Raw genomic sequence first — 12,425 nt, forward strand, 5'->3', positions numbered from 1 at the left:
ACAGGGGGTATGTGGTGGTTTTGGCTAGCGGGGATCTATCTCGTTATCGCGCACGGCATTGTCCGTCTCTTCAAGCACCCGCTCAGGGTCCATCGCGGTGGAGTCGTCTTCATCCAGCGGGCGCACGCCTTCGTTGTTCGGCAATTCGTCGATGCCCGGCTCGTCTTCGGGATTGACCGTCGTGCGGCCGGGGCTTAGCGGTTCGGGATGAGTCGGGATCGGGTCGTACCCGCCCTGCTCTTCACTTGGAAATCTGGGCTCGTTCATAAGGCACCTCGCAAGGAGTCGAAAAGGTCGGACTCTGATCTTTCGAGGTGCCGGTCTTGATCACCGTTCCAATTTTTCAGTCACCGGTTGTCGGTGGGTGGACAAGGCGTGTCAGGACGGCGATTGGAGCCGGTCAACGATCTTTTGCTTAACCTGCACGCGCGTCTCCTTGAGCTTCTTCAGTGCGTCATCGCTGGGCGCATCCGATTTTGCGGTTTCAGCCTTTACTACCTCGGCGTCCGCTTGCGAATACTTGTTGATCAGTGAATCCAGTAACGGATCCTTGGAGCGTTTTTGCTGGATATCTTCCTTTGAAAGTTTCAGGTCCTGATAAAGGTCGTGTGGCACCGGCATGGAACACCTCCGTTTGTTGATCGGCAGCAAACGCGATCGATTGCGTTCGCCAACTATCAGAATGGCCTCGGTTGGCCGGTTCTGTCGACCGCCTATCAGACCAGCGGTGTCCGTTCGTCGTCCTGGCGCAAACCCGATAAAACCTTTAGCGCAGCGCCTGCCTCCATTGAATAACGATCACCTCGATCGCTAACCCGAACCTGTGTGGAGAATGACCAATGGACGGATTCACCCTGCGCCATCTCGCCCTGGCCGTCGCCTTGAGCACCAGCATGGGCACAGCTTTTGCTGCCACTTCCAATGACTTTGTCGACAACGCAGCCGCAGGTGGCATTGCGGAAATCGAGACCAGCCGACTGGCGCTGGAAAAAAGCTCATCGGCCGACATCAAGAAATTCGCCAACATGATGATCACCGATCATTCCAAGGCCAACGATGAACTGGCGGCCCTGGCGAAAAAGAATGACATCGAGGTCCCGGACGAGACGACGCTGGTCAAACAGGCCAAGGAAAAAATCCTCGACATGCGGGACGAGTCCTTCGACGCGGCCTATGCCAATAACCAAGTGAAGGCCCACGAAGACACGATCAAGCTGTTCGAAAAACAGGCCAACACGGTGACGGACGACAAGGTCAAAGGCGCCACCGATTTGAAAGGCTTCGCGCAAAAAATGCTGCCGGCACTGGAAAAACACCTGGAGATGGCGAAAGAGCTCCAGGCCGCCCACCCCAGCAAATAACCGGTAAAAAGAAGGCCGCATCGATGGATGCGGCCTTTCTGCATACTGCCGGCACTAGCCGCCATCGGTATCGATGTCGGCATCCGTGTCATCGCCGGGTTTCGGCCGGTCGGGATTCGGTTTGAAGCCGGGGCTGAACTCGTTGTCATTGTCGGTATGGCGGTTCTTCTGATCCACCGCTGCGTCAGCGCTTTCTGAGTCGGAGGATTGGCTCTGACGCTGACCGCCTGGCGCACCCTCACCCGGCGTCTGCGGGTCAATCGCCGGGTCATTGCGGTCGACCGGCATCCCCGATTGATCCTGTTGTTGTGTCGATTCGTCTTTCATACACACCTCGCTCGTAACGGCCAGCCCACGATTCAAACAGCCGGGGGCTTAAAGGTTCGAAGCCACCCCGGGACAGGGGTTCAATCCAATGGACAGGCAACGTCAGGCTCAAGGTCAAAAAATCGCCGTCTGCGGCAGTGCCGACTAGAGTTACCGGGCAAATGCCGGCCAGGACGAAAAATTCTTGTCGGGACGAACAACTATTTCAGACGGCAAATGTCACTGATTCGGGTCGATCGTTTTTGGGGAATCGGCCCGCCATCTTTCAGGAGCACAAGGACATGGCAGCAATGCAGATCAACACACTCGACGCGATGAAAAACAACCACACGTATTTGCTTGGGGAATGGATCAAGAGCCTGGAAGCCGGTGGTGCCAATCGTAATGTCAAAGACCACGATCTCAAGCAGCAAACCTCGGATTTTCTGCAACTGGTGACCGCGGGCCTGGAAAACGGCAACGGTCCCAACATCGCCGCGCCGGGTTGGGATGAGGCTCGTCAGTTCCTCGAAAAACTCTCCCACAGCCGCGCCCTGCTCGGCCAGGATTCGCACCAGACCGCCAGTTTCATTTTTTCACTGAAAGGTCCGCTGTTTTCCCTGCTGCAGTCTCACTACAAAGAAAATCCTGGGGTACTGGCCGAACAGCTCTGGCAAGTGTCCGAGCTGCTCGACGCGCTGGGCATGCACACCATCCGTACCTTCCAGAAATCCCGCGAAGCAGTGATCAAGCGTCAGCAGGAAGAACTGCTGGAACTCTCCACCCCGGTGGTCAAGCTCTGGGACGGCGTCCTCGCCCTGCCGATGATCGGCACCCTGGACTCGCAACGCACCCAGGTGGTGATGGAATCGCTGCTGCAACGCATCGTCGATACCGGCTCGGAAATCGCCATCATCGACATCACCGGTGTGCCGACCGTTGACACCCTGGTGGCTCAGCACCTGCTCAAAACCGTGACTGCAATTCGCCTGATGGGCGCCGATTGCATCATCAGCGGCGTGCGTCCGCAGATCGCACAGACCATCGTTCACCTGGGGCTGGACCTGCAAGGCGTGGTCACCAAGGCCAACCTGGCCGATGCCCTGAAACTGGCCCTGACCCGTCTGGGAATCACCGTCAGCAAGACGGTTTAAGACGATGGAGCGCATTCCGATTTTGCAGATGGGCGACTTCCTGCTGGTGACCATTCAGGTGGACATGCATGACCAGCTTGCCCTCACGCTCCAGGACGATCTCTCTGAACGCATCAGCAAGACTTCCGCTCGCGGCGTGTTGATCGACATCTCGGCGCTGGACATGGTCGACTCGTTCATCGGTCGAATGATCGGCACCATCTCCGGCCTGTCGAAAATCATGGATGCCCAGACCGTGCTGGTCGGCATGCAGCCTGCGGTCGCGATCACGCTGGTAGAGCTCGGGCTGACCTTGCCCGGCGTCAGCACCGCGCTGAACGTCGAGCGCGGGATGAAACTGCTCCAGGAACGAGTACGCGAGCAATGACCCTGCGCAGCAGCGGCACTCAGCCCATTCAAATCGAGCAGGACGTGGTCCTGGCCCGGCAGACGGCGCGCAAGCTGGCCACCGAGTGCGGCATGCGCCTGATCGACCTGACCAAACTGGTGACCGCCGTCAGCGAGCTGGCGCGCAACACCATGGTCTATGGCGGCGGTGGCGACATGGACTGGCAGATCCTCGACGAAAACTCGCGGGTCGGCCTGCGCCTGACGTTTCGAGATGAAGGCCCGGGCATCCCGGACATCAAACTGGCAATGACCGACGGCTGGACTTCCGGCAGCGGCCTGGGCCTTGGCCTGACAGGCGCGAAACGGCTGGTGGATGAGTTCGAACTGGACACCGTACCCGGACAGGGCACTCGCATCACGATCACCCGATGGACATGAACATCGGGGGGTCGCTGACCCAAGTGCTGTTGATCGAGGACAGCAGCCAGATCGGCCATGCCCGGCGCACGGCGCAGAAGCTCGCCGAAGACAACGGTTTCGACGCGACGGATGCCGGACGCGTGGCACTGGTGGCCACTGAATTGGCCAGCAACGTGCTCAAGCATGCGGCCAGGGGCGAATTACACCTGCGCATCCTGCCGGGCAGCAGCGCCAACGGCATCGAGATACTCGCAGTGGACCGTGCCCAAGGCTTTGACCTGCAGGCGTGCATGACGGACGGGTTTTCCACGGGCGGTACGCAGGGTATCGGCCTGGGGGCAGTGTCGCGCCAGGCGGAAGTCTTCGATGTTCATACCGACTCGCGCGGCACCGTGTTATTGGCCCGGTTATACCCACGCGCCAGCAAGGCCGCCGACTTGCGCATCGGCATCAGCCAGCACTCGCTGCACAACGACCCGGCGTGCGGCGATGTCTGGCACCTGGCGTTTGACGGGGCGAACCTCAGCGCGTTGGTGATCGACGGCCTGGGTCATGGCGAAGAAGCCGAACGCGCCGCCCGCGCCGGTGAAAAAGCTTTCGCCCTGGCCCCTTTTGCCTCGCCGGTGTACCTGCTCGAAGACATTCACCAGGCCATGACAGGCACCCGCGGCGGTGCGCTGGCGATTGCGCAGTTCGACGGTCACCTCGGTACGCTGAGATTCACCGGTATCGGCAATATCGGCGGCAGCCTGATCAGTGCGGACAAGTCCCGTGGCCTGGCGTCCCATCCGGGAATCGTCGGCGGGCAATACCGCAAAGCCCAACCCTTTGACTACGCTCATGTGAACGGACATCTATTGATCATGTACAGCGACGGCCTGCAATCCCGTTGGAACCTCCACGATTACCCCGGCCTGGTGTACCGCCATCCCGCCGTGATCGCCGCGGTCCTGCATCGCGACTTCTGTCGCGGCCGGGACGATGTAACGGTACTGGTCGTTGCACTGGAGGCTGCCCATGGCTGAATCGCCCCTGCTGCCGATCGAAGAACAATCGGCATTGATCGAGCGCTTGCAAAGTGAAGCCACGGCGCTGCGCGAAGAGCTCGACGAAACCAATCAGGGCGTGCTCGCGCTCTACGCCGAACTCGACAACCAGGCCGAAGAACTGCGTCAGGCGTCGGACCTCAAGAGCCGCTTCCTGTCCTACATGAGTCACGAGTTTCGCACGCCCCTGGGCTCGATCCTGAGCATCGCCAGCCTGCTGACCGATGAACTCGACGGCCCGCTCAGCCCCGAGCAGCACAAACAGGTCGCGTTCGTCAGCACGGCCGCGCGGGAACTGAGCGACATGGTCGACGACTTGCTCGACCTGGCGAAAATCGAGGCCGGGCGCATCACCATCTCGCCCGCCTGGTTCGACATGTTCGACCTGTTTGCCGCCCTGCGCGGCATGTTTCGCCCGATCGTCAATGCATCCGCCGTGGACCTGATCTTTGAAGAACCGGTTGGCCTGCCGCGCCTGTACACCGATGACAAGAAGCTCGCGCAGATCCTGCGCAACTTTATTTCCAACTCGCTGAAATTCACCACACGCGGTGAAGTGCGGGTCTCGGCCTCCCTCGAAGGCTCCAGCCACGTGCGCTTTGCCGTCACGGATACAGGAATAGGTATCGCTGCCGAGCTACATGGCGCATTGTTCGAGGACTTTTCCCAAGTCGATTCGCCCTTGCAGAAACGCTTGCGCGGTACTGGTCTGGGCTTGTCTTTGTGCAAACGCTTCGCCGCGCTGCTGGGAGGCGACGTCGGGGTAGAAAGCACGCCCGGGGTCGGCTCGACCTTTTTCGTGATCATCCCGCTGGCCATCGCCATGGAGCCCGCCGATGAAACGTGACATCCGCCTGTTGATCGTCGATGACAACGTCGCCACCCGCTATGCCCTGCGTCGACGCCTGGAACGCCACGGTTACCTCGTGCTCGAAGCCGGGACCGGCGGCGACGGCCTGGCGCTGATCGACAGTGAATTGATCGACGCGCTGATCCTGGATGTCAACCTGCCGGACATGAGTGGCTTCGATATCGTGCGCAAGCTGCGTTCGGAGCCGGCCACGGCGCTGTTGCCGGTGATTCACGTGTCGGCGGCGTCGATCCAGACCGGCGACATCATCACTGGCCTGGACGCTGGAGCCGATGCCTACCTGATCCATCCCGTGGACCCGGACGTATTGCTGGCCACCCTGCGCACCCTGCTGCGGGTGCGTGAAACGGAAAACGCCCTGCGAGAAAGCGAGGCGCGTTTTCGGGAGATTTTCGTCAACGTCTCGGCCCCCATCGCGGTGCTCGACGCGCAATTCAAAGTCCACGAATGCAATCACGCCTTCGCCCGACTGATTCAGGACAATCGCGATCCACAGAGCTTGCGCGAATGCTTCGCCGAGCAACAGGAGTCGATCCTCGATGAATTGCGGGTGCGCCTGACGGCGGGTGAACGCTGGAAAGGCACGCTGAATATGCGCATCGACGGGGAGCTGCGGGAAACCGAGTGGCAGATTTCGCCGTATCGCACCCCTGAACTGAGCCTGGTATTCGTCGAAGACGTCACCGAGCATCGCCATCGCGAGCGCTCGCACCTGGCCCGTCTCGACGATGCCACCTCGCAACTGGAACACGAGATCGCCGCACGCGTGCGCACCGAGAGCCAGTTGCTGCAAGTGCAGAAAATGGACGCGCTGGGCAAGCTGACGGGCGGCATCGCCCATGACTTCAACAACCTGCTGACCGGCATTATCACCAGCCTGGAACTGATCCAGAAACGGGTGGCCGATTCGCGTACCGACAAGGTCCAGTTCTATGCCGAAGCGGCGCTGAACTCGGCCATGAGCGCCGCCTCGCTGACCCATCGCTTGTTGGCGTTCGCGCGCCAGCAACCGCTCAATACGCGTCCGGTGGACATCAACGAACACATCCGTTCCCTTGAGGAACTGCTGGTGCGCACCATCGGCGAACACATTGCGCTCAAACTCGAACTGACCTCCAAGGCCGCGATTGCCCTGGTCGACCCGATCCAGCTGGAAAGCGCCGTGCTCAACCTGGTGATCAACGCCCGCGACGCCCTTCCCCAAGGCGGTAATATCTGGGTCAGCACCTATGCGGCGTATTCCCACGGCGACCTGAAACTGGCGGACGGAGCGTATGTCGCGCTTTCAGTGCGCGATGACGGGACGGGCATCGAACACAGTGTGATCGACAAGGTGTTCGACCCGTTTTTTACCACCAAGCCACTGGGCCAGGGCACCGGGTTGGGGTTGTCGAGCATTTACGGGTTCGCCCGGCAATCGGGGGGCGATGCGCACATCCGCAGCGTGGCCCGTCGCGGCACCGAAGTCACGATCATGTTGCCCGCCAGCGCCGACCCGACCACCACGGAAGCGGAACCGGCGACCGTCGATCAACAGGGCGCGGGCGAGCATGTGCTGATTGTCGAAGACATGCCGTCGGTGCGCATGTTCGTTGCCGAAGTGTTGGTGGATGCCGGGTATCGCTGCACGCAGGTGGGCGATATCGAAGGCGCCCTTGAACGCCTGCAGAACGACCCCTCGATTGATCTGATGCTGACGGATGTGGGACTGCCGCGCATGAACGGCCGGGAACTGGCCGATGTCGCCCGAGGATGGCGTGAAGGCTTGCCGATCCTGTTCATGACCGGCTACGCGGAGAACGCGATCAATCGCCAGGTATTCCTCGGCGATGGCATGGAGATGCTGATCAAGCCGTTTCAGATCAATGAGCTGTTGGACAAAGTCCGACGCACGCTCGATTGCGCCTGACTCCGATCCTGTAGGAGCGAGGCTCGCCCGCGAAGAACGATAACCGGATTTTGATCGTTCCCACGCGTGGGAACGATCATAGGACCCGGGCCAGGAACGGCGCAGTCCTGCTCTTCTTGCTCCTGGCGACTTTCTGCGGCGTGCCGGCAACGACAATCTTGCCGCCCTCATCCCCCGCCCCCGGCCCGATATCAATCACCCAGTCACTCTGCGCCACCACGCGCATTTCATGCTCCACCACAATCACCGTGTGCCCCGCCGCGACCAGCGTATTCAACTGTTCGAGCAGCCGGTCAACGTCCCTTGGATGCAAGCCGGTGGTGGGTTCGTCGAGCACATACAACGTCGCCCCGCGCTGGTTGCGTTGCAGCTCGGTGGCCAGTTTGATGCGCTGGGCTTCGCCACCCGAGAGTTCCGTGGCTGGCTGGCCGAGGCGCAGATAGCCCAGGCCGATGTCGCGTAGCACTTCCAGCGAACGGCGAATGCCCGGTTGCTCGGCGAACACCTCGACCGCTTCGTCCACGGTCAATTGCAAGACCTGAGCAATGTTCAGACCTTGCCAGACGATCGCGAGCGTCTCGGGGTTGTAGCGAGCGCCATGGCACGTCGGACACGGTGCATAGACGCTGGGCATGAACAGCAACTCAACGCTGACAAACCCCTCGCCTTCGCACGTCGGGCAACGGCCTTTGGCGACGTTGAACGAGAACTGCCCGGCGTCGTAGCCCTCGGCCTGCGCCTGGGGAGTGGCGGCGTACAGTTTGCGCACGTTGTCGAACAGCCCGGTGTAGGTCGCCAGGTTCGAGCGCGGCGTGCGGCCGATGGGTTTCTGATCGACCTGCACCAGGCGCTTGATCGATTCCAGCCCCGCCGTGACCTGACCGCCGCTGACTTGTGGCGCATCGTCCTCAAGGCTCAACTCTTCAGGTTCGCTGGCGCTGGTCGCGCGCCCCAGATGCGCACCCACCAACTCGAGCAAGGCCTGACTGACCAGGCTCGATTTGCCGGAACCGGAAACGCCGGTCACCGAGGTAAAACACCCCAAGGGAAACTCGACGCCGAGGTCGTTCAGGTTATTGCGCGTGATGCCTTCCAGGCGCAGCCAATCGGTCGGCTTGCGGCTGGTTCTGGCTTCGGTGACTTGCTCGGCGAACAAGTAGGCGCGGGTCTGGGAATCTTTGATTTCGGTCAGCCCCTGTGGCGGTCCGCTGTAGAGGATCCGACCGCCATGCTCACCCGCCGCCGGGCCGACATCGATCAGCCAGTCCGCACGGCGCATGGTTTCCAGGTCGTGTTCAACCACAAACAACGTATTGCCAGCCGCCTTCAAGCGTTGCAGCGCTTCGAACAGCGCTTCCCCATCGGCCGGATGCAGACCGGCCGACGGTTCATCCAGCACGTAGATCACGCCGAACAACTGCGAACCCAATTGCGTGGCCAGGCGCAGCCGTTGCAACTCGCCGGACGACAGTGTCGGCGTGCTGCGCTCCAGCGCCAGATAACCAAGACCCAGATCGGTCAACGTGCTGACCCGTTCCAGTAAATCCTGGGCGATGCGTTGCGCGGCCAGGCGTTTCTCCACCGACAAGTTAGGCGTATGCCGCACATCCGGCGCGTTGGCGTGGCCGCTGGCGCCGTGGGCCACGCGCTGTTCACGGGCCTCGCGGGTCTGACGGTGAGTCAACACCTCGCCCGCCTCATCGGCCTGTTCAAGGTAGCTGTGGGCCGCCACCGGTTTCAGCACCTCGGCCACTTGCAGCAACGGCATCTGCGACAGCTCGCCGATGTCATAGCCGGCAAAGGTCACCGACAACGCCTCGCGCTTGAGCCGTTTACCGTCGCACAACGGGCAAGGACTGCCGAGCATGAATTGCGCGACGCGCTTCTTCATCAACGCACTTTGCGAGTGGCTGAACGTGTGCAGGATGTAGCGTCGGGCGCCGGTGAAGGTGCCCTGGTAGCTGGGCTCCATTTTGCGTTTGAGCGCCACTTTGGTTTCTTCCGGGGTGAGCCCGGCATACACCGGAACAGTCGGTGTTTCCTCGGTGAAGAGGATCCAGTCACGCTGCTTTTTCGGCAGATCACGCCAGGGTTTGTCGACGTCGTAGCCCATCGTCACCAGGATGTCGCGCAGGTTCTGCCCTTGCCACGCCGTGGGCCAGGACGCCACCGCCCGTTGGCGGATGGTCAGGCTCGGGTCCGGGACCATCAAGGCTTCGGTGACTTCATACACCCGGCCCAGGCCATGACATTCGGCGCAGGCGCCTTGAGGCGTGTTGGGTGAGAAGTCCTCGGCGTACAGCATCGGCTGCCCCGGCGGATAACTGCCGGCCCGGGAGTACAGCATGCGGATCAGGCTCGACAGCGTCGTCACGCTGCCCACCGAAGACCGCGTACTCGGCGTGCCGCGCTGCTGTTGCAGGGCCACGGCCGGGGGCAGGCCTTCGATGGAATCCACGTCCGGCACACCGACCTGATCGATCAGCCGCCGCGCGTAGGGCGCCACGGATTCGAAATAACGGCGCTGCGCTTCAGCGTACAGCGTGGAAAACGCCAGCGACGACTTGCCCGACCCCGAGACGCCGGTGAACACCACCAGGGCATCCCGTGGAATGTCGACGTCAATGTTCTTGAGGTTGTGTTCCCGGGCACCGCGTACCCTGACCATGCCGGAAGGAGGATTGGAGGTACGCGTTGAAGTCATCGTGAGCCCTTATTGGATAGCAGAAAAAACACAAAATCCTAGGGAGCGAGCGTGCTCCCACCTGATCATTCCCGCGCAGAGCGAGGGAACGATCATTCAACCCCCCATAATGTGTGCGTGGTTAGCCACTGAGGACGGTGTGGATCATGTGTGTCAGGGCTTCGGGCCCATAAGGTTTGCTCAGCAGATGGGTATCCGGGCTGAGCTGGTGATTGCGCGAGATGATGTCCCGAGTGTGGCCGGAGGTAAACAGCACCGCCACCGGGGGATTCTGCACCTTGGCCCAGGCTGCCAGGTCCGAGCTTTTGATCAGGCCGGGCATGACAACATCGGTGAAAATCAGGTTCACCCGCACGCCCTCCAGCAACATCTGCATCGCCTGGTCGCCGTTGGCCGCGGTCAGGACCTGATAGCCCTCTTCGCTCAGCAATTCCACCGCCGAGCTGCGCACCGCTTCGTTGTCCTCCACCACCAGGATGGTTTCGTGCCCGCCCTGCCGGGGTGAATTACGTAATGTTGTTTCAATGGGCAACGCACGCAAGCTGCGCGGGAAGTAAAGCTGCACCCGAGTGCCCTGCCCGACGATGCTGGAGATCTCGATGTGCCCGCCGCTCTGTTTGACGAAACCGAACACCATGCTCAGTCCCAACCCCGTGCCCTGACCATCAGCCTTGGTGGTGAAAAACGGCTCGAACGCCTGCCCGAGTATTTCGGGCGACATACCGGCGCCGCTGTCGGCCACCGCGACACGCACATAATCGCCCGCCGCGATGCCCTTACCGGCACAGAATTTACGATCGAGCGCGACATTCCCGGCGCTCAGCTCAATGGTCCCTTCGCCCTGCATGGCGTCACGGGCATTGATCGCCAGGTTGAGAATGGCGTTTTCCAACTGGTTGCGGTCGACGTTGATGTACCAAGGTTCTTGCGGCACCTGCACATCAATCTGGATGGTTTCCCCCAGAGCCCGTTGCAACAGCTCACCCAGCCCTTCGAATATCAGTTGTGGGTCGCACACCGCCGGCGACAACGGTTGGCGGCGGGCAAACGCGAGCAATTGCGAAGACAGTTTGGCGCCGCGCTCGACGGCCGCAATCGATGCACTGACCCGGCGCTGCACGTTGGCGTTGTCCGGCTCATGCCGCGCCAGCAGGTGCAGGTTGCCGGCGATCACCTGCAGCAGGTTATTGAAATCGTGGGCCACGCCGCCGGTGAGGCCGCCGATGGCTTCGAGCTTCTGCGACTGGCGCAGTTGCTCTTCAGCCGCCAGCCGCGCATCGACTTCATCGGCCACGCGCTGCTCCAGGTTGCGGGTGAATTTGAGCAGAGATTCTTCAGCAATCTTGCGTTCATGAATGTCAATCAACACGCCGGGGAAGCGGAACGGCTCGCCCTGTTCGTTGAACTCGCAGCAGCCGCTCGCCTGCACCCACAAATAGCTGCCGTCGGGGCGCAAGACCCGGTACTCGGCGTTGAAGGGCTCGCCGGTCGCCACTGACTGACTGACCCGTTCCTGGACCCAGCTGCGGTCGTCGGGATGAATCTTGGCTTCAGCAATGTCGGCGGGCAGGTCGGCCAGGTTCTGCTCGGTCGGGTAGGAGAACGTCCGGGCGAAGCGCTCGTCACCGGACAGCACGTTGCCCTTGATGTCCCAGACGAACGAGCCGAGCAAAGCCCCGGCATTGAGCGCCAGGCGCACCCGTTCGTTGTCGGCGCGATAGGCGTCTTCGGCTTCCTGGCGCCGGCGTTCGGAGATTACATATTCAGTGGTTTCAACGACCATCGCCATGACCCCGGCGGGGCGCCCTTCATCATCGGCGACAGGGCTGTAATACAGGTCCAGCCAGACGTCTTCGGGGACCCCGTCGCGTAGCAATTCCAGCAATTTATTACGATAGGACAAGGTGCCGCCGGCCAGGCAGGTATCCACCACATGTCGATTGAACTCGGCCACTTCCGGCCAACCCAACTCGACCGGCGAGCCCAGCAGATACGGATGGCGACCACCGGCAAACGTCGAGTAGGCATCGTTATAGATCATGTAGCCCTCGCGCCCCCAGAGCATCACCATCGGCAGTGGCGACGCGAGCATCAGCCGCACCGTGCTGCACAGACTGGCGGGCCAGGTGTCGATGTTTCCAAGCTCGGTCTGGCTCCAGTCGAACGCGCGGATGCGCCCGGCCATTTCACCGTTCCAGCCGGCACACCCGTGGCTATCAGATAGAAACTGCATCGACTGGCTCTTTGTCCCTGTGAGTGACTGAAATGCGGGATCGCAGTGCGAGGACGGCGCGTGCCCGTTTGTTTCGAGCATCGCCGACGCC

At 61.4% G+C, this 12,425-nt stretch carries 12 protein-coding genes; 7 read left to right on the top strand and 5 right to left on the bottom strand.

Going from position 1 to position 12,425, the window contains the following annotated elements; all coding sequences use genetic code 11:
- Nucleotides 1-24 precede the first annotated feature (24 nt).
- Entirely contained in the window at nt 25-267 is a 243-nt protein-coding gene (locus AC1ROI_RS02505; protein WP_010460953.1) for a hypothetical protein, read from the bottom strand.
- Between the two features lie 111 nt (nt 268-378).
- Nucleotides 379-621: a hypothetical protein gene (locus AC1ROI_RS02510; protein WP_010460955.1), complete on the bottom strand. Its 243-nt coding sequence runs from the start codon at nt 619-621 to the stop codon at nt 379-381.
- A gap of 218 nt (nt 622-839) precedes the next feature.
- On the opposite strand from AC1ROI_RS02510, the gene AC1ROI_RS02515 reads away from it, so the two are divergent.
- Complete coding sequence (locus tag AC1ROI_RS02515; RefSeq protein WP_077749678.1) at nt 840-1,361, top strand: DUF4142 domain-containing protein; 522 nt, start codon at nt 840-842, stop codon at nt 1,359-1,361.
- A gap of 54 nt (nt 1,362-1,415) precedes the next feature.
- Here the strand turns inward: AC1ROI_RS02515 and AC1ROI_RS02520 are convergent, their stop codons facing one another.
- Nucleotides 1,416-1,688: a hypothetical protein gene (locus tag AC1ROI_RS02520; protein ID WP_077749679.1), complete on the bottom strand. Its 273-nt coding sequence runs from the start codon at nt 1,686-1,688 to the stop codon at nt 1,416-1,418.
- Nucleotides 1,689-1,969: 281 nt separating this feature from the next.
- Between AC1ROI_RS02520 and AC1ROI_RS02525 the strand changes: the two genes are divergently transcribed.
- From AC1ROI_RS02525 to AC1ROI_RS02550, 6 genes are read left to right on the top strand one after another with little or no spacing between them, the layout of a single operon-like run.
- Nucleotides 1,970-2,821, top strand: coding sequence for an STAS domain-containing protein (locus AC1ROI_RS02525; protein ID WP_010460961.1), 852 nt, complete (start codon nt 1,970-1,972; stop codon nt 2,819-2,821).
- Between the two features lie 4 nt (nt 2,822-2,825).
- The gene (locus tag AC1ROI_RS02530; protein WP_077749680.1) at nt 2,826-3,188 is read left to right on the top strand and encodes an STAS domain-containing protein; all 363 of its coding nucleotides are present in this window, start codon (nt 2,826-2,828) and stop codon (nt 3,186-3,188) included.
- A complete protein-coding gene (locus AC1ROI_RS02535; protein WP_010460966.1) occupies nt 3,185-3,589 on the top strand; it encodes an anti-sigma regulatory factor in 405 nt (134 codons plus the stop codon). The genes AC1ROI_RS02530 and AC1ROI_RS02535 overlap by 4 nt, the downstream gene beginning before the upstream one ends.
- A complete protein-coding gene (locus AC1ROI_RS02540; RefSeq protein WP_077749701.1) occupies nt 3,586-4,596 on the top strand; it encodes an ATP-binding protein in 1,011 nt (336 codons plus the stop codon). Before AC1ROI_RS02535 ends, AC1ROI_RS02540 begins: the two co-directional genes overlap by 4 nt.
- On the top strand, nt 4,589-5,464 hold the full coding sequence (locus tag AC1ROI_RS02545; protein WP_102593990.1) for a sensor histidine kinase: 876 nt from the start codon (nt 4,589-4,591) through the stop codon (nt 5,462-5,464). Before AC1ROI_RS02540 ends, AC1ROI_RS02545 begins: the two co-directional genes overlap by 8 nt.
- The gene (locus AC1ROI_RS02550; protein ID WP_102593989.1) at nt 5,454-7,397 is read left to right on the top strand and encodes a response regulator; all 1,944 of its coding nucleotides are present in this window, start codon (nt 5,454-5,456) and stop codon (nt 7,395-7,397) included. The genes AC1ROI_RS02545 and AC1ROI_RS02550 overlap by 11 nt, the downstream gene beginning before the upstream one ends.
- A 76-nt stretch (nt 7,398-7,473) precedes the next feature.
- Here the strand turns inward: AC1ROI_RS02550 and uvrA are convergent, their stop codons facing one another.
- Together uvrA and AC1ROI_RS02560 are read right to left on the bottom strand one after the other, a co-directional pair.
- Nucleotides 7,474-10,101, bottom strand: coding sequence for an excinuclease ABC subunit UvrA (gene uvrA / locus AC1ROI_RS02555; RefSeq protein ID WP_102593988.1), 2,628 nt, complete (start codon nt 10,099-10,101; stop codon nt 7,474-7,476).
- A 121-nt stretch (nt 10,102-10,222) separates the two neighbouring features.
- Nucleotides 10,223-12,334 (bottom strand): hybrid sensor histidine kinase/response regulator, encoded by a 2,112-nt coding sequence (locus tag AC1ROI_RS02560; protein WP_102593987.1) that lies wholly within the window; start codon nt 12,332-12,334, stop codon nt 10,223-10,225.
- Nucleotides 12,335-12,425: the final 91 nt, after the last annotated feature.

This window comes from Pseudomonas sp. GW823-FHT02C02, assembly GCF_058797635.1.